This window comes from Halogeometricum borinquense DSM 11551, assembly GCF_000172995.2.
In the GTDB taxonomy this organism is placed as follows: Archaea; Halobacteriota; Halobacteria; order Halobacteriales; family Haloferacaceae; genus Halogeometricum; species Halogeometricum borinquense.
In genome coordinates this window covers 109,928-132,132 of sequence record NC_014731.1, presented here as the reverse complement: position 1 = coordinate 132,132, position 22,205 = coordinate 109,928, and the positions used below count along the sequence as shown (strand labels likewise).

The following is a 22,205-nucleotide window of genomic DNA, read 5'->3' as shown; positions in this document are numbered from 1 at the left end:
GTGGGGGCGTGTAATCAGATTGCAACACGGCTCAGTTCGCGTCGGATTTGCAGTGCGGGTCACTCGGTGTGTCTGGTGTCTCTGAAGAACGATGCCATCAGCTTCTGCTCGGCTTTTCGAAGGTGTTGGTGGAACGTTGCCGATGAGATTCCCATCGACTCGGCAACGTCCTCTGCGGTGCTCCCACGCGGCCAGTCGAAGTAGCCAGCGTAGTACGCTGACTTGGCCGCCATTTGCTGTTTGTCCGTGAGTTGGCCGCCGACTGTGTCCCGAAATTCGGCGGCCGTCCGAACCGAACGGTCAACTTCGCGCTTTGCGACCAACTCGGAGTTGGGGTAGAGGTGCTGGAACGCCTCGACGACCTCTCGGATGTCTACCGTCTGTGGCACCTCGAGGACGACCGTTCCCTCCCCGCAATTGGCCGATGCCGACCGGATGCTCGCGCCGACGTCAATCATTTCACCGGGGGCGGATTCCGTCTTGATCACTTCCAGTAGGCATTCCTCATCGTATTCTTTAACCAGCCGAGCATCCGCGATAGACTCCATCCGCTCGGCCGCTTCGAGAGCGTCCGCAACCGATTTGTCTTCGATACGCAGATAACACAGGTAGTTTCCGTCTTCGGTTGGGGTCGTTCCTTCGAGTCGGCAGCGGCATTCGAGATGCTTCGAGAAGTACACTGGGATGCTTTCCGTGTCGCTGACCGCGAATTCGAGTTCGACTATTTCGTCCGAGAGGAGGAGTTCTTTGTTCTGGATGGCGTTTATCGTAAACCCGATGGTGTCGCCGAGAACCTCCAGACCTGCTTGCGCTTGCTCGGAGAGTGCATCTTCACGCACCGAGTTTACGACCAAGACGCCGTAGACGCGGTTTCCGTACTGGAGGGGTATGGCGGCGGTCACTTCGAGTTTGTCTTCGTCTTCGCGTTCGTCTTTGTCTTTGCCCTCTACGAGATACTGTCGGACGACGCTTATCTCGCCCGTCTCGATTGCCTGTTTGACTGTCCCGTTCCCCAACTGGGATATCGACATATTGTCCAGCGCGTCGAGATGGTCTTTTTCGACACCGGCACCCGTTTTGATCGTTGCGTTCTTGCCAGTCACTTCCACCGCCGCAATCCACGCGTACTTGTAGAGGCTTGATGCCGCCAACTGTTGACAGACTCGCTCTTCTATCGTCTCGCGCATCCCGGCTTCGACTAACTCCCCGATGAGTTCTTGGATGAGTTCGTTGATGCGGTTGAGCGTATTGAGTTGGTCGCGCTGGTTTCGGTACTCTTTTTCGCTCTTCTGAAGCATTCGCTCCCGCTCAGTCCGGTCGAGATGGGTTGTGACCGTCGCGGCAAGCACTTCGATGAACTGGATGTCTGTCTCTGTGAACTCGTCCGCTGACTCGGTAAACATCGAGAGCGTCCCGTGCTTTCCGAGTGGGAGGTGCAGACTCGCCTCGTCGCCGGTGACTCCTTCACCGGCAGCCGGTTGATTGACGACTGTCTCTCCGCTCCGATACGCGCGGCCAGCGAGGGAGATCTCGAGGTCGAAAGCGGACCGCGAGTCGAGTAACTTCTGTGCGGCATCAGTGACAGCGACCGTCTCAAGAGTGTTACTCTCGGAGTCGAACATCCGGACGCAACCAACGTCAAAACCGAGGATTCGTTCGACGGCATCGAGGGTGTCCCGAGCGATGGCGTCGCGGTCCATCGCCTGAGTCAACTTGCGACTCGCCTCGCTGAGTGCCCGGAGTCGCCGTTCGTGTTCTTTTCGCTCGGAGACGTCGATCAGTACTCCCGTCATACCTCGGAAGTCGTCGTCCGATTCCGTCGGGAGTTCACTGAATCGGACTTCCACAGGCACGATTTCGTCGTCTTTCGTGCAGATGGGCGCTTCAACCTTCATCACGTCTCTTTCGGATTTGAGCAGTTCTTTGCGGGCTGACTCGGCGGATTCGGCGTCCACGACGGTGCGTCGTTCACTGGTTTGTAGTTCCTCGTACTCGCTTCTATCGACGCGGTCGTCTTCTCCTGCGAGGAACCGTGTCAATGAGCTACCGATGAGTTCGTCTTTCGTGTACCCCGTCAGTTTGGCAGTGCCCTCGTTGGCGACCGTGAATCTGAACTTGTCGTCAGCGGCGAAGACACCCTCACCAACGGCTTCGACTATCGTCCGATACCGCTCTAATTCCCGTTGTTGCTTACGTTGTTCGGAGATATCACGACCGAATACAAGCACATGCGGCTTGCCGTCGACGTAGAGCAGAGTCGCTGATGCCTCTATCGGGAACGTTTCGCCGTCGGCGGCGCGACAACTGAGTTCGTCGGTCCAACTGGTACCGTGTTCGAACACCTCCTTGATGAACCCAACAAACGCCTCCTCGGTCGCGTAGATGTCTGATGGGCTGACCGATAGCAGTTCCTCGCGCGAGTAGCCGAGTCGCTCACACGCACGGGGGTTGCATTCGATGATTTCGTCGTTGTCCGTGTCGAAAACGAATATTGCTTCGTTGCTGTACTCAAACACCTTCTGTGGTAGTCTGCCTTTCGCGGAGCGACTCTCTCCATCGGACGTTTGCCGGCTTTTGTTACCCCCCTGTGTACGGATACGAAGCGTGAAAAACTGTGTTTCGTCGTATTCGGTTGATTCGGCGGTAAGTGCAACTGAGACAGCATGCCCGTCGGCATGGACGAGCGTGATATCCGTCGTCGCATCACCGACTTCAGTCGGTTCCCGTTCGGCCTCGCGCCGCACCGTCTCGAGCGGTCTCTCGTGATCCGGTGAGAAGAGACGGCCGACTGACTCACCGACCAGTTCGTCCGGGTCGTAACCCAGTAGTTGCTCGATTGGTTGGCTGGCGAATACGACGGTCCCGTCCTCGTCGAGCGAAAGTATTCCTTCTTCGGTGTCGAACACCACCTCTCGGAAGAAGGACTCGTCGAACGTAGATACGGGTGGCATCACTAGAAGTGTGTCATAGTATAGCATAAATCTAATCCGGTTTCCCGGACGATACAAACAGACAGTATCGTGTCTGGTCGAAAACGCAGACAGTATCCCGATAAGTACGGATGCGATAGCGCTTCGAGTTCAGTATCGTAGTTGTACGGTAAGAGGCAGGAACTGACCCTCACACATAGGTGGCTGACCTCAAGTTGCTCGGGAACGTTCGGCAGCGAGTGGGGCCGAGAACGTTTTCGTCGTCCCTGCCTCACATGCTACTCTGTGACGCACGATAAAATAATTTCTCTTACCAGACGCAAGTGGCTGAACAGCAGTACACCTCGTGCCGCGAGTATAGAGAGTGGTCAGTTCACCAGCCGATAAACGGTATTAACTGTTTTACCGCGCCGTGATTTGGTGGACGATGTACCTCGGATTACGGTTGATTGGTGAGTAACGGTCTTACTCGGTAGTTAGCTGAGAGTTAGTACTATGGAATCCATATCCCGCATACGAGCCATGGGTGTCCAGAGACCAACTTCCCAATCCGTCCGGAACGGATACCGACTCGAAGGTACCGGAGAGAGTCTGTCTCGCGGTATCGTCCTAGAACCGCGTGACTTCGATGTCGATGACACGCTCCACGTATCCGAGATGAAACGACCGAAACGAGGTCCACCGGCGGCTGAACATCGTCACCCAAACGAGTGGAAGTACCAATGAACGAACGTCCTAATCGCGTTCCCGAATGGTGCCAAGGTGAAGAGTGGTGTCCGGTCACTGTGACTGCCGCTTTGCTCTCTCGGAAGTGGAAGCCGGTAATCGTTGATCGGCTTCTGAAAAGCGGCCCTTGCGGTTTCAGTGAACTCCAGAACCTGATCGGCAATATCTCTGGGAAGGCGCTCTCGAACAACCTCAAGGAACTTGAGGCGGATCGAATCGTCAACAGGTCGGTCATCAGTGAGCGACCCTACCGCGTGGAGTACGCGCTGACTGATCGCGGTCGTGACCTCGAACCACTGATTGTCGCAATGCGGGAGTGGGGGTCGAAGCATTTCGAACCGGATTCGAAAGAGAACGGTCAGTGACTGCCCGGCGAAATCACCTCACCGTTGAGTTTCTTGCGGGATTCGTGTTCTTGCTCTAGTCGTCGGTCGCCCCTACGATAGCGGCGATAACCGGTTGCAAAGTGAGAATACGGCCTCTCTGTGCGTACCTGTATTCTCGGCGTAACGTGGTAACCACTCGGATACCCGAGATTGATAGTTCTGTTATACGAAATCTTACTCTGGGGATCGAGAATGGCTGACCTCTTCAGACGTGAGTGGTTGATTAGCATCGGGAACGGATTGGCCGCCCTCTCTCTTGGCGTCGTGACAGCGTCCAGACAGAGAGATCGACAGCCAACCCGCGCATCCGATGGATCGCAGCGGAGCGATCAGCAAGTGACCGAAACTCGGAGCGACCGGCCTGAACAGTCGCTCGAATTCGAGCGAGACGAGAACGGTGATGTCGAGTTCGACCACGCGGGCGTCTCGTTTGAGACTCGCGCTGGTACCGCCGAGTTCACCGTTGAGGCGAACCCGAGCATCGATTTCGAGTTCGAGTCCGACGAGATAGAACTGGCAATCGTCGTCTCGACAGAGGCAATCGATTTCGAATATGAGGGAAACGGCGACGTTGACTTCGAGGCTACCGGAACCGGGAGCGACTCCGAGTTCGAGAACGAGGACGACGAGGTCGAATACGAGGGTTCGGTCATCGACTTCGAGTGGTCCATCGATGACGGTCTCGAAGTCGATATCGGTGACGATGTACGTTTCGAGTTCACGGGCGACGAGTTCGAGTGGGACGGTCGCGGATTTTCCTTCGAGTGGGATGCCGAGGCTAATGAGTTTGAGGTGACCCGTAGTCCGACTGCCGCTACTGGGGGAGAAGCGACGGTCAACAAGTCGGTGCCATCGCCGTCCTTGCAGGACGTATCGGAAACGCCGGTCCCAACCATGACGACGCTGACACCACTGGAGATGAGTCAGTTGTCCTGATTCGACCGATGTTTCCAAGTGCCGATTGTCGTCGGTGGTACGGGACGTTGGCATCGCCTGCTTGACGGCAGATGTCTTCTCTTGCGTACCGTTCTCGGTTAGCGTCTCCTGTTACGGTGTCCGTGTACTGTCGCCTTAGCGTATTTCGTTGCGTGCGACGGAGACTGTGGACTCTATCCACGCCTCCTGTACATCTCGATCGAAGACGATTATATTTCCATCACCGAGGTCGATTGCCGCGAACGGTTCGTACACGTCTGGTCGCGGTTCGACACAACATCTATCCGGTGCAGCCTTCGTGGACATCTCCGATTTCCTCTCACTCCTATATTCCCGCTGGTATCTCTTAACATTGTGCTAAGCATTAACACACTTGCTCGTCGGGAGGTGAGTGAGTGACGACGGCTTCACCACCTGAGGTTCGCCTCGGTCCAAATCTTGGTCTCTCCTGCCGGCAGTTGCTCACGTCTGTCGCTGTGTAACTCAGAGTCAGTACGTTCATTTTGGACTTGGACTGCTATTCGAAGAGTTGTCCGAAGGTGTCGTTCTCCCACGCACGACGGTCGAGGATGGCCTGCCGTCCGCTCGCCGTTAGTTCGTAGAAGTTGGTTCGTCGGTCTTTCTCCCCTTTCTTTATATATCCATCCTCGACTAAGGCGTCGAGATTCGGATACAGACGCCCCTGCGTGATGCTCTCGCCGTAGTACTGCTCTAGCTCCCGTTTGATCCCCAGTCCGTGCGGCTTTTCTAAGCCAGCTACGAGGTACAGGAGATCACGCTGAAATCCGGTCAACTCGTGCACAGTACCGTATTGTTGGTCACGGCGCTATATATCGTCCAGTTGTGTGATTGCTCACGAGGTTACCTCCAAGGAAGGTCCGCTAGGTAGGTTTTTTCTTCAGTTCAACCGTCACTTCTTTGACTAACGTCGGATAAAATATCTAAACAGAATCCCAAATTAACTTAAGGCATTGGAAAATATGATGGATGAATAATAATGCAATGTTAAGTCAGAACCCTCCGTTCCTGAGGAGTAACCCGGTAACCAAACAGTATGTATCCGGGGATCGAAATCGACAATGGGAAGAAAGAAAGTCTATCGGCGGTCGGTTATACGCGGTATTGGGATCGGAATTCTTGGCTCCGGACTTGCGGGACAAGCATCCGCAGACGAGGGTGGAAACTCCCGTCTCGTACTCGGAACCAAATCTCAGTATGGCGTCGATATTGCACGTGCGCAGGCGAACACGATTGAAACAGAAATCGACTTTGGTGAGTCTGGAAACGCTCTCGTCGGTGATTTTCCAGACGAACTCGTTGAAAAATTCCGGGCGGAAGGTGAGCTTCGCTACGTCGAACGCGATATCGAAGTTCACGCCCTCGGTCAATCGATGCCGTGGGGGTGCGTGCGCGTAGCCGCGGATGCAGCCCACCAGCGCGGATACGACGGTTCGGGGGCGCACGTGGCTATCCTCGATACTGGTATCGACAGCGAACATCCGGATTTGAGCCAAAATCTCGGTGAGGGATACGCAGTTGTGGACTCTGACCGGGGTGACGTTCCGTGGAACGACGACCACAACCACGGCACTCACTGCGCCGGTATTGCAAACGCGGTAAACAACGACCAAGGTATTCTCGGCGTCAGCACCCGTGCGACACTTCACTCTGTAAAGGTGCTCAGTGGTGATGGGGGCGGCTCCGCCTCCGGTGTCGCTGAGGGTATAAAGTGGGCCGCAGACCAGGGCCACGACGTCATCAGTATGAGTCTCGGGGCGACTTCAGGGTCGTCCATCATCAAGGACGCTGTCGAATACGCGTACGAGCGGGGGTCGTTACTCGTCGGTGCCGCCGGAAATGAGGGTCCGTGTTCTGACTGTGTTCATTACCCCGGTGCGTATCCGGAGGTCATCGCTGTCGGGTCGGTCAATGACGAGGACGAACTCTCGGAGTTCTCGTCTACCGGTTCGGAGGTCGAAATCGTTGCACCCGGTACAGAGATTCGTTCGACAGTCATCGGTGGCTACCAAGTCTACTCCGGAACATCGATGGCGACGCCGCACGTCGCCGGTGCGGCAGCCATCCTGATGTCTACGGGTATCTCGAACGAAGAGGCACGGAAGCGACTCACCGAAGCGGCTGAAGACATCGGCCTTGACGAGGATGAAGGCGGTGCGGGACTGCTAAACGTCGATGCAGCCATCAGTGATGGTGATGACGGTGGCGGCGACAGCGACGAGTTCGCCGTCTCGACGCGCAGTGTGAGCGATGTCGATGAGACGGATGCAACGCTCATCGGTGAACTCACCGGTCTCGGCGATGTGTCGTCACCGGCCGTCGGCTTCGAGTACTGGATCGAAGATCAAAGAGATGAGACGAGCGAGCGAGTCGAAAGCGGTCACCAGTCATCGACGGGCTCGTTCAACGCCGACGTCTCTGACCTCGAACACGGGACGACGTACGTATTCGAGGCGTTCGCTGAAACCGACGACCGGGTGGTCCGCGGCGGCCGGCGGGCGTTTACGACCGACGATGATCACGAGGCGCCGTTCCGGGTGGAGACGCTCGAACCGAGCTATGTCAGCGATGACGCGGCTTCTCTCGAAGGGCGCGTCAGCGAGTTGGACGGTGACGAAGTCGAAACTCGTTTCGACTACTGGATTAAGGGTGACAAAGCAAATACGCTCGCCAGCGACGACGCTGAGGATGTCGATGAAGACGACACGTTCGACGAACTCGTACATCTTGAGAGTGACACGACCTACGTCGCCGTCGCCGTCTGTATTGACTCGGGCGACGAGGTGACGGGCGGGACCGTCACGTTCACGACGGAATCCGACTGAGCGTGGGTTGGTGCGGATGGAATCACATCCGTCAGCCACCACACGTCTGGCGGAACGTCGCTGAGCATCCCCTCCGTTAGCGATTGAACCGTTAGCAGATGGTAGATGAGTAACGGGCTTACGTTTCCGTTCGATTAGATTTTAGCGGGTTCTTGCCCTATACTATTCCTGTGTGAGGCGAACGATGACGCTGACCCTACTTCACGAGGTTGAACCCGGCAAGAGAGCGGCTCTCTTTTTCTTCCATGCGGTTCAGATGATTGCGTTCTGGCTTGCTGTCGTACTTCCGTTGATACACGTTGGTTACATCCTGACCGGGTTTGATACGGTCCACGAGACTGCTCTGCTCTTCGGTCTCTTCGGTCTCAATATCCTCGCACTCGTCGTCGGTCACGGATACAAGCAACCGTAGTGTGACTGACGACGAATTCTATCTCCCAGCACCGTACCGCGAGTACCTAGTGCCGCGGTCTGATCGTCATTGTTCTGTGATTGTTCCCATTACAAGACTACAACAGTAACGAGATGGGAACAAAGAAACGAAATGGTTAGCCGGCTTCGAACGACTGTCTTTGTCCTGTGACCATCAGCGAAGGTTGATCTATTCCATGAAACAATAAAAAGCGCCTCGGCTGAAGGGGTTATATTGCCCAAAATAAACAATTCTACTAGTGGCCCGGAGCTACTATTCGTCGAACGAGATGGAAGAATGCTCGGCTATTTCGCCACGAGGTTCTGCTGTCCGCATTTGCTTGTCCCTATTCTCGCTTTAGAGCGTGAGAGAACCGGCAAATAGGCTTCTAATGTACTCTTCTATCTTACCAACTATTCTGTCTCTCTGGATTCCATTTTAGCGTTGTCTCGCCCTCGTCTCGCTAATCTGCCCCGTGATCGGGTGCGTAGCCGCATCTCTTGCAGACGACCGTACCGGGATGTGTACGCGTGACGGTTCCATCACAACTCGGACATTTTGATTTCATCATTTACCGCTATTGTACGACAATACTTGAATTCTACTACGACGATTGTCGAATCTCTACCGTCTAAAACTATCATGATCTTTCTATAATATTGTGTTAAACAGAATTTCGTGTGGGTAATCTAATCTATCCTTCAGAGATTATCATTGACATTCACATGTTGTTTTTTACAATCTGGGGTCTTATTTTCAGTCTGAAAGACTCTCAGTGCGGACTTTTGGTCATGGTGGACGTTCTCCAGGATCTACTGTACTCTCCACCGAAAGTAGATATATTTGTCATCTCTTCTGAGACTGTCAGAAGATGTATATTACAATAATAGATTTGTAACTCCACACCCTCGGGCGTCTTTGAAGTGTCGAATATCTGGGTATCTATCGATGTCTCAGCTCTGTTTTCATGATTGCAGTATGGATAGATAAAAACAAAAGCGATTATACGTTCTCTCTCCCTGAAATTTCCTATTCTGATTATCTACCTGTTCTATAGACATTGTTACTCAAAACCGAATTTAAAACTCTATTTAGAAAAACGATATTTACCGCACATTGTATGTGAATGCTGGTAATAGGATGGGATCTGGTTACTGCGATTCGATTCGACCAGATCGGCCCCTCATATCTGCTATTACCTGTCTCTGAGTGATTCAATTACTTTCATCTAACCTCATCGCCCGGTTATAATGGCACCCGCTAAATAGCGGGTGTTTTTGTCATATTCCCGTACAAGAGAGCGGCAACAGTGATCTCTCTCGAATCAACAGTGAGTAAATCCGAGAGGTCCGGCTTTTGAATAACGATTCTGAAAGGGAGTTGGTGCGTCTGAGTCCCTAGCGATATCGAACGCGGAGAGTGAGGATACCCGTGCGGTGTATCCTCTCTGTCGCCGTCGTTACCGCCGTTCGACGGTCATCTCGATTTCGCTCTTCGGCCGTGCGGTCACCGTCGCCATCAAGTCGAGTTCGGTTCCGGGAGTCAGCTCGAGGTGGTACTTCTGGTAGATAGTCGCCAGGAGAAGCCGGGCTTCGAGCATGGCGAACCGGTCACCGATACACCGGCGCGGTCCGGCGGCGAACGGGAAGTACGCCAGTTTCGGAATCGACTGCTCGAGGTCGTCCGTCCAGCGTTCGGGCTCGAACGCCAGCGGGTCGTCGTACCACCGCTCGTCGCGGTGGACAACCCATTGGTGCATTCGAACTGTTGCACCGGCAGGGATCTCGTACCCACCGATGATATCGGGCTTTACGGGTTCGCGGACGATACCCGGAACCGGCGGATAGAGGCGCATCGACTCTTTGACGACCTGCTCGGTGTAGGTCAACTCCGAGAGGTCCGACATCGTCGGCGTCCGGCCGTCGAGGACTTCGTCTAACTCTTCGACCAACTTCGCTTCCGCTTCCGGATGGCGGGCGAGTGCGTAGGCGGTGAACGACAGCGAAAGCGCCGTCGTCTCGTGTCCGGCCAAGAGCAGCGTCACGACTTCGTCGCGGATCTGCTCGGTCGAGAGCGTATTGCCGTCGTCGTCGGTCACGTCCAACAGCATCGAGATAACGTCTTGCTCGCCCGGATTCGCGCGCCGGTCCTCGATGAGTTCGTACACTACGTCATCGAGTTGCTCGCGTGCGCCCTGAATCTGCTTGCGCGACGGCGTGGGGATCTCTTCGGGAAGGACGTAGTGAGACAGACTCTCGGAGGCCTCCATGAACGATTCGAGCGCCTCGCCGATATCCTCGACGTGGTCGTCGATATCGACACCGAACAGCGCCCGCGAGACGATTTTCAGCGTCACCGTCATCATGTCCTCGTGAATCTCGCGCGTTTCGCCGTCGGACCACGTCTCCAGCATCTCTTCTGTGTACCCCGTCATCATCTCGGAGTACTCCTCGATCCGGTTCGGGTGGAACGCGGGCTGGATCAGGTGACGGTTCCGACGCCAGATAGCGCCCTCGCTGTTCAGGATCCCGCTCCCCGTAATCGGGCCGAGGGTGCTCTGGAAGGCGTCGCCCTTCACGTAGTTCTGGTTGTTCTGGACGAGCACCTGCTCGATGTGGTCGGGGTGATTCAGTTGATAGACGGGACCGTTTCGTTCTTCCCACCCCACGATGTCGCCGTATTCGCGGGCGTTTCGCGTCATGAACTCGAATGGTTCGCGGATGTACGACGGGTAGTTACCGACAACCGGAAGCCCATCGGGCCCCGGCGGCATTTCGTCCGTCACGGGTGGCGTATCGCTACTCATCATTTGTCTATTCGAGCGCCTCCCCCCTGCTTCTATCTCCGACTATCCTAGGTGACTTTAAATACACCCGGGGATAACACCGGTCAACGAGATGGAGGCGTTGGCGATGCCGAGCGGCGTCGGACGCACCCTACCACGATGAGATACGCGACACTGACTCTGACGTGGACCGACTGCCAGTTGCACCCCCTCGAAGACAAGTTTGCACGCGATGACAGCGTGACAGTCGAGGCTATCGAGTACGTCAGCCCCGGTCCTAAGGGACGGTACGTCGAACTGCTCGAACTCAGGGGAGATATCGAGCGCGCGGAGGAGTTGCTTGATGACTCTCCCGACGCACTCGAATACGATATCACGGGGACCGAGGGTCGCGGCGTCGCCTACATTCAGTGCCGAACCGCCGGTCTGGTGAACGACCTGCTCAATCTCCTCCACGACCACGAAATCGTCGTCGATTGGCCGATGTACTCCTTCGACGACGAAAGCCGTGGCGTGAAGGTGACTGTGGTCGGAACGAGTAGCGCCATTCAGGACGCGGTGGCGGACCTTCCGACGGCCGTTGACTTCACCCTCGAACGAATGGGTGAGTATGAACCGGACACTGGAAAGCTGTCTGGACTACTCACCGACCGCCAACTGGAGATATTCGATCTTGCTGTCCGAGAGGGCTACTATGAGATTCCGCGGCAGACGACGCACCAGGACCTCGCAACAAAACTCGATGTCTCGACGGGCACCGTGAGCGAGCATCTCCAGCGTATCGAGTCTAAGATAGTTACGGCGACTGTCGACCCGATCTGAGTTTTCGCTCACAGACATCTCAGCACAACGGTCCTGTCACGAACACGACGGCGTCCAGTTCTACTTCGGAAATTTTGGCTATCACCCCCGCGGTTTGCTTTCAATATCGCCTTTTTGAGTCCTAAACACCCGATTAAGCCGAAAAAACATCGATAGAGTCTCCCATGTAATTAACGGTACGTCTCATAGCTTCACGTGACGGACACTGGGCGGGATGTCCCGTCTGACTGTCGTCAGGACACAGTATGTCAAATGGAATAAGAAAAATGTCCGCATACGCGGACGACGAATCGTTGTCCAGCACGCTTTTTCGGTCTGCACTGACCACTGCTCGGCAGGCAACGGACGCATTGGTGTATAGTTCGATATATCTCGTCTTCATCGCAATGGTTGAGGTTGCAACCGCGATGTTCGCGCTGTCGCTCCCCCCGAGTCCCGCACCGTTCGTCGTCGGACTCGTCACCTTCTCCGTTTACGTCGGGGACCGGATTGCTGACCGAGATTCAGACGAGATGACGACTCCCGAGCAATCCGCTTTTGTGGGACGGCACGCGTCTATCCTCTCCGTCCTCACGGCAGTATCGTACGGGTTAGCGGTTGCTATCGCCATCACGGGTGGACCGTTGGCACTCGCAATCACTCTTCTCCCTGGAGCATTCTGGGTGCTCTACGCCTCTGATTGGCTTCCGTCGGTCGGGGGACAGTTTAAACGGCTGAAGGATATTCTCGTCGTTAACTCCGCCATCGTCGCTGGCGCGTGGGCGATTGCGGTCGTCCTTCTCCCCGTTGCCTTCGCGGACGCGGCGCTCACCCCGACGACCGCCGTCGTGTTTATTTACTTCTTTGTCGATACGTTTGTCAATACTGAGATCCCAAACGTCCGCGACAGGAAAGGAGACGCAGAAATCGGTGTCTCGACGTTGCCAGTCGTTTTCGGTGTTAGGCGGACGCGACAGATACTGTACGCTCTTGACCTCTGTCTTATCGGATTCCTTGTCACCGCATTCCTCGCCGGGTTACTCTCTATCGCGCTCACAGTGGGCATCCTCGTTGGACTCGGCTATGCGCTCATCTTGGCTGCTTTCATCGGCAGAACGGAGCGATATGGCCGACTTTCTATCGCCGGTGAGGCTAAGCACCTCGTCGTTGTCGCTATCGTTCTCTGTCTGACTGCTGCCGGAATCTAATTTCACCTTCCGAACCTCTTTCGTCGTTCGATTTCCGCAGCTCATTTTGGTCCTTTCTGAAAGCGTTTAGCGGATATTTCATATGTGGTGACTGTGTTGTGCCACCCACTGGTGGCGTTGTGATCTCTCTCATTCCGATGCTGTTCGTCTCCGTGGCCGTCGGTACAGCGGCCGCTATACTTGCTTGGCGACAGCGACCGGAACCGGGGGCGACCCCGCTTGTCGCGTTACTCCTCGGACAGAGCTGGTGGTCTGCCTGTCTCATCTTCCGACTGCGGGCACCAACGGTGAGTTCGAAACTCCTCTGGGCAGACCTCGCGTGGGTTGGTGTCGTCACGATTCCTGTCGCGTGGCTCTTGTTTTCGTTAGAGTACACCGGACACGACGAGTATATCCATTTGCGGTCTGTGATTGCTCTCTCGGCCGTCCCGCTAGTCACGATTCTACTTGTCGTGACTGCACAGTATCACAATCTGCTGTACGTTCGACCAGGTGGCGTTGGTCCGGATGGTGTCATGATCGTTCACCACGGCGGGGTCTGGTACCGTGTGATCACTGGGTATACCTATCTCCTCGGTGGAACGGGGATGCTCGCCGTTCTTGAACTGCTTACGAGTGATGCGGCGACGTTTCGTAGTCAGGGCGTGGCGCTCCTTGTGGGGCTGTTAGCTCCGTGGCTCACGAACGCGCTTTTTCTCACTGATTTTTTCATGCCTACCGGCATCGATCCGACGCCGATTTCGTTTTCGATCTCCGGCGTCGCGTATCTGAGTGCGATCAGTCGGTACCGACTCTTCGGAACGAACCCGGCACCGAAAGTACGCGCCCGGCAGTTGATATTCGACCGGATGCAGGCAGGAGCGATTGTCGTGGATACGAACGACCACATCGTCGATACAAACGACAGTTGCGAGGATATCTTCGGGATGGACGAGCAGGATATTCTCGGAGCGCCCGCCGACGAAATCGTTCCCGGGTACGACCGTCTCCCCTGTGAAGGGGCACTCTCCGGCCATCTCACAATCAATGACGAAACGGGAGAACACCCGTACGACGTGACGGTAACTCCGATTAGCAACGTCCGGGGGAAATCTATCGGTCGGGTCATCACGTTCCACGACATCAGTCGGCACCTCCGTCAGCAGCAGCGATTGGAAGTGCTGAATCGAATTCTCCGACACAACATCCGCACCGAGACGAACATCATACACGGCTACGTTGACCGGTTTGCGGACGACGAGGACGCACAAACCGTCAAACGACGGGCGTTACGAATCGAGGAGATGGGAAGAAAAGGTCGAGAGGCCATCCAGTTGTTCAACGGTGGACGAGAGGGACACGATTCGCGGCCGCTTAGCGCACTCTTGCAACAGTGTCTCGACTCTGCACGTCGAGAGCATCCGGAAGTCACTTTCGAGTATGACCCGCTCGGCGACGACGTTACTGTTGCTTGGTCGCTCAGAACCGTTCTCTCGAACGTTGTCGAAAACGCGGTTGAGCACAACACCAGCGACGACCCACACGTCTGGGTTCGGGTCCGAGAGGCGGACCAGCGAGTTCATATCAGTGTCGTAGACAACGGGCCGGGGATCGACACGTACGAACTGAACGTGCTGGAGGACGGTAGCGAAACCGCGTTGAAACACGGGAGCGGACTGGGTCTCTGGATAGCTAAGTGGGGAACAGAGATTGCTGGTGGCAATATCTCCTTTAGCGAAAACAACCCAACCGGTTCTGTCGTCACCGTTGACGTTCCAATTCTCTCGCGTGACGGCGACAGAGACTGACGCGCTCAGTCCTGCCGCCGTGTTCAACCGGTGATCTGCGGTTACCTTTCAGATCCGGTCGGGACGAACGCTCGGACGACGGTCGCCCGAGCGCGTCGTGTCTCAGCCGTAGTGAGCGACGTTATGCGCTCGCGTTCGTAGACCCAGTTCCGGACGACGAAACGGGTGAGCTACCGCCGAACGACGGCGTTGAGGGCGATGCTTTCTTCGGTGCGCCGGGTTCCTTGTCGCCGGTGACAAGGAACGACGCGACGTTACTGACGAGCTGTTCGTTATCCGCTAGCGTCGCGGCTTCCGGAGAGAGGAACCACGTGTCGCCGACGGCGAGGACGCTACCGTCACGGACTGCGACAGCGTAATTGCCGCCCTTGCGCGTCGAGGACAGTCGTACGTCTTCGCTCGTCAATACCGGAGTCGCCTCGCCGCCCGTCACGACGGGGACTGCCTTGCGGAACACCGTCTGATTGGCTCCGGTGGAGACAGCGTTGTCACCGGCCGCGGAGCCATAGATGTACTGGAAGTTGTTCGCGTTGTCCGTCATGTCGTAGAGGTATCCGGACCCGAACGTGATTCCGAACCGACCGGCCACGTTCGTCGGCTGACCGGTTGCTGAGATGGACCCGCCAGACGAGATGCCGGGAATAATCGACGGAGAGGACGACGACGCTTGGGTCGCCGTATCAGCGAGGATGAGGACGCGGCCTCCCGCATCCGCGAACGCTTCGATACCGTTGACTTCCTTGTTGTTGTACGAGGACGCCGGATTGGCGACAATGAACGCATCCGCGTTGCGGAGCGTCTTGTTTAGCGGTGAGGATCCGGAGCTACTGGCGAGGCCGTACCCGGACGACCCTCCCGAGAAGAACCGAACCTCGTGACCGGAACTGACGAGTGCGTCCACGAGCGGTTGCATATCAGCTCTGCTCACGTCGTTGCCGTGACTCATATCGACGACGACGGTGTTTTTCGTCTCCGCTTCGGGGCTGGTGATCGCTCCGTCTTCGGAGACCGGGTTGGGAAGCAGCGCTCCAGTCTTGTACGCGGGCGCACTGGGCTGTGCCGTCGTCGGTGATTGACCGTCGCCGAGGACGACACCAGCACCGGCGGTTGCGCCGACGACAAGCAGTACTGCGAGAGCGAATGTGACGACGACACTGAGAATATCACTGGCTTTCATTGGCTTTCACCTCCTGTGAAGGGGCTCCAATCGACCCGTGGAGCATTAGATACTGCACCGTGTCCACGCCTTGGTAGTCGAACGTGGTTTGCGTGTTTGCCGCTGCGGCAGACGCGGCCTGTCCGTTGGCACTGAACCCGAGTTGACTGAGCGGGTTCTGCTTCGGTGACTCCATGCGAACGATTGCGTAGTCCGAGAGTCCGGCACGGTCGGCAGCGCCCTGAATGGCCGTATCGATGCCGCCGATGGAGTCAGCGAGGCCCAGTTTGACCCCGCGAGCGCCCGAGTACACTTTCGCGTAGGAGAGCTCTTCTTCGGTAAGTTTGAGCGATTCACTGCGTTCTTCCATCACGGATCCGACGAACGCGCGGCGAAGTGCTTCGACGCGGCGTCGGACTTCAGCGTTCGTTGACGTTGAACCTTTGTCGGGACCCGTGAGGATTTCACCCGAAGGGGCCTGACTGCCCGGAACGACGGCACGGACGCCGACGCTCCCGACAGTACTTGCAGGCGTCACGTAGACTTCGTCTGCCGGTGCGGTCATGTAGTAGCCACCGGAGGCAGCCATTCCGGTCACACTGACCACGACTGGCATCTCCTGTTGGGTGCGCTTGACTGCGAGGTAGAGTTGCTCACTCGCCGAGGCGGCACCACCGGGACTGTTGATGTCGAGGACGACTGCCCTGATGGAATCGTTCTGTCGTGCTTCTCGAAGATTGTCGATTACTTCTGTCGCACTGTCACCGGTGATGGTACCGTGCATCTCGACGACGGCAACTGTGCCGTCAGGTCCGGTCGCTCGCTCCCAGACGTTTGGGGCGACGGCCGCACCGACGAGGAGACCGATGACACCGACGACGAGGAGTACTCGGCCGAAGTTCGAGAACGACTTCCGACTCATGCACTGACACCTCCGGCACGCGGCGACGCTTCAACCTGCGAGTTCGAGGTGTTTTCTCGCTCTTCGCTGAGCGTGACGTTGGTGTATCGAACTGTCTCGGTGACAGTCTCTCCGCTTTCACCGGTCCACGTCGTCTCGATGCGGAGCGGAATCAGTCGCTCTGTGTCCACCCAGACGCGACGCTCGACGCTTACAGCCGTTCCGTTCGTCTCGTCAGCGTTCGGAACTAGTGAGACGACAGCGGTTTGTCGGCCGTCGAGGACGGTGGTCCGTTCGACAGTCACGTTGTTACTTCGGACGAGTTCCGAGGCAAGTGCGCCGTACGTCGGCACCTGTCCATCTGTTGCGGACTGAACGCTTGTCGAGAGTGACGGGCGCGCGGGCGACGCCGACGAGAGGTCGATGTTCGCCACTGTTCCGGCACGGGGGCCGGTGTGGTACTCGATACGCGCAGATTCGGCCGTATCGACGGACACAGTTGCCCGAACAGACGATGTGTCACTGGTGGTCTGTACTGTCTTCGTCACCGTCGCTTCGTATCGGTCGATCGCGTCGTAACGCGCTTGGACTTGATCGCCGACTGACTCGGCGTTAGATATCGAACTACCGGGAACGGAGAGACATCCTGCGAGCAGGATGAGTCCGACGAGTCCGGCGGTGAGGGCTATTCGCCTTCTGTGTTGTTTACGGGGCATTCCTTAGAGAATTGACACCCACCCCGTTTAATACTGTTTGTAGAAAAACACTACAAATTCGGATACGATAATTGGACTCGTCTACCTCCCTGAGGGGATTGCCATGTTCACCCAAATTTTATTCCAAACGATTCGGTTAAAATCGCCCGACTGGATAGCTTTGTCCTCTAAATTTGGTCAAAGTATCCCACCGTCAGAATGTACTCGGAACCGAAGCGTGTAGGATCTGCCTATCACGCCGTCAGTTAACACGGATCTGCGTGTTCCGATTCGGCGGGTGTCTCGTTGCAGTTGCAAGTTACAACCACTCTGCTTTGTGCGGCCGTCTCTGCGTTCGAGTCGATGCGGCAGTACTGTTTTCGAACCGAAACATATTGTATGATGACCTTTGACAAGTTGATATGTACGTTATTCGCAATGCCACGCTCCACACGGCGACGGACCGCGGCACCGTCGAGGGTGACCTGTCTATTCAAGACGGAAAAATCGTGGCCGTTGGTGACGTTGATGCGCCACCGGAAGCGACCGAGATAGACGTAGACGGCGCGCCCGTAACACCCGGACTCGTAGATGCGCACAGTCACGCCGGGATGGCGGAGTGGGGTGAACCCGAGGACGGTGACATAAACGAGGGCACGGATCCGGTAACGCCGCACGTGAACGCCTTAGACGGGTTCCATCCGCGCGACGAGGAACTGAAGTACGCCTTCCAAAACGGCGTTACTACCGTCTCCGCACGGATGGGGTCGGGGAATGTCGTCGGCGGCGTCATCTGTTCGATGAAAACGTACGGTGACGTGGCCGACCGGATGCTCGTCCGCGAAGACGGCATGAAGGCTGCGATGGGGGAGAATCCGAAGCGGTTCCATGGTGAACAGAAGGATCGACAGCCTGCAACCCGTCCGGGTGTCGCGGCGACGCTTCGACAGGCGTTGATGGACGCCGAAGATTACGTTGCGAAACGTGAGAAGGCCGTCGAGGACGGCGAACCGTTCGACCGTGACCTCGGTTTGGAGAACCTCGCCCGTGTCGTAGAGGGCGATTTACCGCTGCGCGTCCACGCCCACCGCGCGGACGACATCATGACTGTCTTTCGCATCGCCGAGGAGTTCGGTATCGATAACATCTCTATCGAACACGCGACGGAGGGACATCTTATCGCCGAGGAGTTTGTCGAGCGTGACATTCCGGCTGTGTGCGGACCGTCGCTGTACTCCGGCGCAAAGTACGAACTGCGAAACATCACGTTCGAAACGCCCGGTATCCTCCACGAGGCTGGCGTGAACGTCGCTATCCAGACTGACGCCCCGGTCCTCCCACAGCGGCACCTCGACGTGTGTGTCGGACTCGCCGTCCGCGAGGGACTCCCTGAAGCGGCCGCACTCGACGTGGTGACGCGCAACCCCGCCGAAATCCTCGGCATCGAGGACCGTGTCGGAACGCTCGCGGAGGGGACCGATGCCGATATCGTCGTCTGGGACGGCCCGTTCTACCAGTTCGACACCAGCGCACAGCACGTCTTCGTGGACGGCGAACACGTTTTCGACCGCGCCGAGGACGCCGTTGATCCACGCGAGGAATGGCAGTGGTGAGTTCACGACGCTCGTCGTAAACGCTCCGCCTGTTTTCCCATCTCTCGACGTGTCTCATCTTTGCTGTGACAACACACCCCCTGATCAGTTCACTCATCTGCCTTATCCCGATTTCTGCTTACAGATCGGTATCATATCGAAACGACGACCGGAAAGACGAAACGGCAGTCTCACTCCGTGATCTGTACTCGTTTGGTAGTGAGTCCTGACTGCGTCTCACCAAATGACCGGATAACCATCGTGGATCTCGAACTCACTTTGAATTCTAATGTTGTCTTCCCCCGATAGTTGTGTATTCAAAAGGGAAAGTCGGTTGAATAAGGCCGACGTATCTAGAGATATGAATCGGCGCCGAAGTCGGATCGATATACAGGGGATGAGTTGCGCGAACTGTTCGCAGACAGTCGCCGACGCCGTCGAATCCGTAGACGGCGTGTCGGAGGCGAATGTGAACTTCGCCACTGACGAGGGAACCGTCGAGTACGATCCCGAGCAGGTTTCGTTGGGGGCCGTCTACGACGCCATCGACGATGCAGGATACTCGCCGGTGGCGGAGACGACGACAATCGGTATTACCGACATGTCGTGTGCGAACTGTTCGGAGACGGTACAGGAGGCACTCGAATCGACGCCGGGTGTCGTCTCGGCGGACGTGAACTTCGCAACCGACGAAGCGCAGGTTACGTACAACCCGGCCGAAGCGTCGCGCCCGGACTTCTACAGCGCTATCGAGGACGCGGGTTACTCGCCCGTCCGTGAGAATGAGGGCGGCGAGGAGTCGGCAGAAGACCGCCGCGACGCCGCACGGAAGTCGGAGATTCGCAAGCAACTCCGCCTCACGCTGTTCGGCGCGGCACTCTCTGTGCCGCTTCTGTTCTTCCTCGTTGACAAACTCATCCTCGGTGGTACGCTCCCCGAGGAGGTGTTCGGCGTCCAGTTCGGGTGGGTCGAGTTCGCATTAGCGACGCCCGTACAGGGTATCCTCGGATGGCCGTTCTACCGGAACGCGTACAAGGCGCTCGTCAAGAACCGGACGGCGAACATGGACGTGCTCATCGCGTTAGGTTCGTCCACCGCGTACATCTATTCAGTTGTCGTTCTCTTCGACCTCCTCGCTAGTGAGGGTCTGTACTTCGATACGGCCGCCCTTATCCTCGTGTTCATCACGCTGGGGAACTATCTCGAAGCGCGGTCGAAGGGACAGGCCAGCGAAGCGCTCCGGACGCTGCTGGAGATGGAAGCCGACACCGCGACGCTCGTTGCTGATGACGGGACCGAACGCGAAGTCCCTATCGAGGACGTGGAAGTCGGCGACTGGATGAAGGTTCGACCCGGCGAACAGATCCCGACCGACGGCGTCGTCGTAGACGGCCAGAGCGCGGTTGACGAGTCGATGGTCACCGGAGAGTCCGTCCCGGTCGAGAAGACCGAGGGCGACGAAGTCGTCGGCGCGACTATCAACGAAAACGGCGTTCTCGTCGTCGAGGCGACGAACGTCGGCGAGGACACCGCTCTCCAGCAAATCGTGCAGACGGTTAAGGAGGCGCAGTCGCGGCAACCTGACATCCAGAACCTCGCCGACCGAATCTCGGCGTACTTCGTCCCTGCGGTCATCCTGAACGCCCTGTTTTGGGGCGTCGTCTGGTACTTCTTCCCCGTGACGCTCGCCGAATTCGTCGGGTCGCTCCCCCTGTGGGGACTGGTCGGCGGTGGCCCGGCGGCCCTCTCGGCGTTCGAGTTCGCCGTCGTCGTCTTCGCCTCGTCGGTCCTCATCGCCTGTCCCTGCGCACTCGGATTAGCAACGCCCGCGGCGACGATGGTCGGGACGACTATCGGCGCGCAGAACGGCGTCCTGTTCAAAGGCGGTGACGTACTCGAACGCGCGAAGGACGTGGATACGGTCGTGTTCGACAAGACGGGGACGCTCACCAAAGGCGAGATGAGCCTCACAGATGTCGTCGCGTTCGGGGATAGCGGGACTGCCCTCACCGATGGCGGTTCGCACTCCCCGTCGGACCTCGCATCCGACGGCGGCGCGATCACCGCCCGTGAACGCCCCCGCGAAGATGAAGTACTTCGACTCGCGGCGGCCGCCGAGTCCGGCAGTGAACATCCGCTCGCCCGCGCTATCGTCGAAGGCGCACAGGAACGTGGACTTGCCGTTCCGGACGCCACGTCCTTCGAAAACGTGCCGGGTCAGGGTGTTCGCGCTACCGTCGAGGGAACTGACGTGCTGGTCGGGAACCGCAAACTCCTGCGCGATGCGGGAATCGACCCCGAACCGGCCGCTGAGACGATGGAGCGACTGGAGAGCGAGGGGAAGACGGCGATGCTCGTCGCTCGTGTGCGCGGTTCGGAGCGGAGCGCGAACCGCGATGCGAGCGCCGAAACGCCGCGAGCGGGCGAACTTCTCGGTGTCGTCGCTGACGCGGATACGGTCAAAGAGAGCGCAAAGGACGCCGTTTCGACTCTCCGCGACCGCGGTGCGGAGGTAATGATGATTACCGGCGACAATTCCCGAACCGCTCGCGCCGTCGCCGAACAGGTCGGCATCGACCCCGAGAACGTCCGCGCGGAGGTTCTCCCAGAGGATAAATCCGACGCTGTCGAGGACATCCAAGCCGACGGGCGCAAGGCGATGATGGTCGGTGACGGTGTCAACGACGCCCCCGCGCTCGCCGTCGCGTACGTCGGGTGCGCTATCGGAAGCGGGACGGATGTCGCTATCGAGGCGGCCGACGTGACGCTGATGCGCGACGACCCGCTCGACATCGTAAAAGCCATCCGCATCTCCGAGGGGACGCTTGCGAAGATCAAGCAGAACCTGTTCTGGGCGCTCGGCTACAATACGGCGATGATTCCGCTCGCCTCGATTGGCCTGCTCCAACCTGTCCTCGCGGCCGGAGCGATGGCGTTCTCGTCGGTATCGGTGCTCACGAACAGTCTGCTGTTCCGACAGTACACGCCCGACCACGACTACGAACTGTTCGGACGCTTCCGCCGATAAGGCCGCGCTCGGCGGTCGG

Annotated in this window: 16 protein-coding genes; 8 read left to right on the top strand and 8 right to left on the bottom strand. The window is 57.3% G+C overall.

Annotated features, from left to right (window positions below; genetic code table 11):
- Window positions 1-59: 59 nt before the first annotated feature.
- A complete protein-coding gene (locus tag HBOR_RS16395) occupies window positions 60-2,951 on the bottom strand; it encodes a bacterio-opsin activator domain-containing protein (protein ID WP_049890676.1) in 2,892 nt (963 codons plus the stop codon).
- Between the two features lie 701 nt (window positions 2,952-3,652).
- On the opposite strand from HBOR_RS16395, the gene HBOR_RS16385 reads away from it, so the two are divergent.
- Entirely contained in the window at window positions 3,653-4,021 is a 369-nt protein-coding gene (locus HBOR_RS16385) for a winged helix-turn-helix transcriptional regulator (protein WP_006054698.1), read from the top strand.
- Between the two features lie 213 nt (window positions 4,022-4,234).
- Window positions 4,235-4,978, top strand: coding sequence for a hypothetical protein (locus HBOR_RS16380; protein WP_006054699.1), 744 nt, complete (start codon window positions 4,235-4,237; stop codon window positions 4,976-4,978).
- A 135-nt stretch (window positions 4,979-5,113) separates the two neighbouring features.
- Here HBOR_RS16380 and HBOR_RS20100 read toward each other — a convergent pair whose 3' ends face one another.
- Both HBOR_RS20100 and HBOR_RS16375 read right to left on the bottom strand, forming a co-directional pair.
- The gene (locus tag HBOR_RS20100; RefSeq protein ID WP_006054700.1) at window positions 5,114-5,284 is read right to left on the bottom strand and encodes a hypothetical protein; all 171 of its coding nucleotides are present in this window, start codon (window positions 5,282-5,284) and stop codon (window positions 5,114-5,116) included.
- Between the two features lie 211 nt (window positions 5,285-5,495).
- A complete protein-coding gene (locus HBOR_RS16375) occupies window positions 5,496-5,780 on the bottom strand; it encodes a PadR family transcriptional regulator (RefSeq protein ID WP_006054701.1) in 285 nt (94 codons plus the stop codon).
- A 277-nt stretch (window positions 5,781-6,057) separates the two neighbouring features.
- On the opposite strand from HBOR_RS16375, the gene HBOR_RS16370 reads away from it, so the two are divergent.
- The gene (locus HBOR_RS16370) at window positions 6,058-7,821 is read left to right on the top strand and encodes a S8 family peptidase (protein ID WP_006054702.1); all 1,764 of its coding nucleotides are present in this window, start codon (window positions 6,058-6,060) and stop codon (window positions 7,819-7,821) included.
- A 196-nt stretch (window positions 7,822-8,017) separates the two neighbouring features.
- Here the strand turns inward: HBOR_RS16370 and HBOR_RS19765 are convergent, their stop codons facing one another.
- Entirely contained in the window at window positions 8,018-8,215 is a 198-nt protein-coding gene (locus HBOR_RS19765; RefSeq protein ID WP_006054703.1) for a hypothetical protein, read from the bottom strand.
- A 1,477-nt stretch (window positions 8,216-9,692) separates the two neighbouring features.
- Window positions 9,693-11,039 carry a cytochrome P450 gene (locus HBOR_RS16355; protein ID WP_006054704.1) on the bottom strand — a complete coding sequence of 449 codons (1,347 nt, stop codon included), beginning with the start codon at window positions 11,037-11,039 and terminating at the stop codon, window positions 9,693-9,695.
- Between the two features lie 138 nt (window positions 11,040-11,177).
- On the opposite strand from HBOR_RS16355, the gene HBOR_RS16350 reads away from it, so the two are divergent.
- The 3 genes from HBOR_RS16350 to HBOR_RS16340 all read left to right on the top strand — a co-directional run bounded on the left by HBOR_RS16350 (window position 11,178) and on the right by HBOR_RS16340 (window position 14,814).
- The gene (locus HBOR_RS16350; protein WP_006054705.1) at window positions 11,178-11,840 is read left to right on the top strand and encodes a helix-turn-helix domain-containing protein; all 663 of its coding nucleotides are present in this window, start codon (window positions 11,178-11,180) and stop codon (window positions 11,838-11,840) included.
- A gap of 266 nt (window positions 11,841-12,106) precedes the next feature.
- On the top strand, window positions 12,107-13,027 hold the full coding sequence (locus HBOR_RS16345; RefSeq protein ID WP_006054706.1) for a UbiA family prenyltransferase: 921 nt from the start codon (window positions 12,107-12,109) through the stop codon (window positions 13,025-13,027).
- Window positions 13,028-13,125: 98 nt separating this feature from the next.
- Window positions 13,126-14,814, top strand: a complete 1,689-nt coding sequence (locus tag HBOR_RS16340; protein WP_244880411.1) for a histidine kinase N-terminal 7TM domain-containing protein — start codon at window positions 13,126-13,128, stop codon at window positions 14,812-14,814.
- A gap of 121 nt (window positions 14,815-14,935) precedes the next feature.
- Here HBOR_RS16340 and HBOR_RS16335 read toward each other — a convergent pair whose 3' ends face one another.
- The 3 genes from HBOR_RS16335 to HBOR_RS16325 are packed head-to-tail and all read right to left on the bottom strand — an operon-like array spanning window position 14,936 to window position 17,587.
- Entirely contained in the window at window positions 14,936-15,991 is a 1,056-nt protein-coding gene (locus HBOR_RS16335) for a DUF4350 domain-containing protein (RefSeq protein WP_006054709.1), read from the bottom strand.
- Window positions 15,978-16,892: a S49 family peptidase gene (locus HBOR_RS16330; RefSeq protein WP_006054710.1), complete on the bottom strand. Its 915-nt coding sequence runs from the start codon at window positions 16,890-16,892 to the stop codon at window positions 15,978-15,980. Before HBOR_RS16330 ends, HBOR_RS16335 begins: the two co-directional genes overlap by 14 nt.
- Window positions 16,889-17,587: a LolA family protein gene (locus HBOR_RS16325; protein WP_006054711.1), complete on the bottom strand. Its 699-nt coding sequence runs from the start codon at window positions 17,585-17,587 to the stop codon at window positions 16,889-16,891. Before HBOR_RS16325 ends, HBOR_RS16330 begins: the two co-directional genes overlap by 4 nt.
- 401 nt (window positions 17,588-17,988) lie before the next feature.
- Between HBOR_RS16325 and HBOR_RS16320 the strand changes: the two genes are divergently transcribed.
- Window positions 17,989-19,179 (top strand): amidohydrolase family protein, encoded by a 1,191-nt coding sequence (locus HBOR_RS16320; protein ID WP_006054712.1) that lies wholly within the window; start codon window positions 17,989-17,991, stop codon window positions 19,177-19,179.
- 340 nt (window positions 19,180-19,519) lie between these two features.
- Window positions 19,520-22,186 carry a heavy metal translocating P-type ATPase gene (locus HBOR_RS16315; RefSeq protein WP_006054713.1) on the top strand — a complete coding sequence of 889 codons (2,667 nt, stop codon included), beginning with the start codon at window positions 19,520-19,522 and terminating at the stop codon, window positions 22,184-22,186.
- The last annotated feature ends 19 nt before the right edge of the window (window positions 22,187-22,205 follow it).

What these genes read in the sequence shown, in the direction of transcription:
- HBOR_RS16380 (WP_006054699.1), top strand. Translation starts at nt 4,235, where the DNA reads ATGGCTGACCTCTTCAGACGTGAGTGGTTGATTAGCATCGGGAACGGA.
- HBOR_RS16315 (WP_006054713.1), top strand. Translation starts at nt 19,520, where the DNA reads ATGAATCGGCGCCGAAGTCGGATCGATATACAGGGGATGAGTTGCGCG.
- HBOR_RS16330 (WP_006054710.1), bottom strand. Translation starts at nt 16,892, where the DNA reads ATGAGTCGGAAGTCGTTCTCGAACTTCGGCCGAGTACTCCTCGTCGTC.
- HBOR_RS16395 (WP_049890676.1), bottom strand. Translation starts at nt 2,951, where the DNA reads ATGCCACCCGTATCTACGTTCGACGAGTCCTTCTTCCGAGAGGTGGTG.
- HBOR_RS16385 (WP_006054698.1), top strand. Translation starts at nt 3,653, where the DNA reads ATGAACGAACGTCCTAATCGCGTTCCCGAATGGTGCCAAGGTGAAGAG.
- HBOR_RS16325 (WP_006054711.1), bottom strand. Translation starts at nt 17,587, where the DNA reads ATGCCCCGTAAACAACACAGAAGGCGAATAGCCCTCACCGCCGGACTC.
- HBOR_RS20100 (WP_006054700.1), bottom strand. Translation starts at nt 5,284, where the DNA reads ATGTCCACGAAGGCTGCACCGGATAGATGTTGTGTCGAACCGCGACCA.
- HBOR_RS16345 (WP_006054706.1), top strand. Translation starts at nt 12,107, where the DNA reads ATGTCCGCATACGCGGACGACGAATCGTTGTCCAGCACGCTTTTTCGG.
- HBOR_RS16370 (WP_006054702.1), top strand. Translation starts at nt 6,058, where the DNA reads ATGGGAAGAAAGAAAGTCTATCGGCGGTCGGTTATACGCGGTATTGGG.
- HBOR_RS16335 (WP_006054709.1), bottom strand. Translation starts at nt 15,991, where the DNA reads ATGAAAGCCAGTGATATTCTCAGTGTCGTCGTCACATTCGCTCTCGCA.
- HBOR_RS16320 (WP_006054712.1), top strand. Translation starts at nt 17,989, where the DNA reads ATGTACGTTATTCGCAATGCCACGCTCCACACGGCGACGGACCGCGGC.
- HBOR_RS16350 (WP_006054705.1), top strand. Translation starts at nt 11,178, where the DNA reads ATGAGATACGCGACACTGACTCTGACGTGGACCGACTGCCAGTTGCAC.
- HBOR_RS16355 (WP_006054704.1), bottom strand. Translation starts at nt 11,039, where the DNA reads ATGAGTAGCGATACGCCACCCGTGACGGACGAAATGCCGCCGGGGCCC.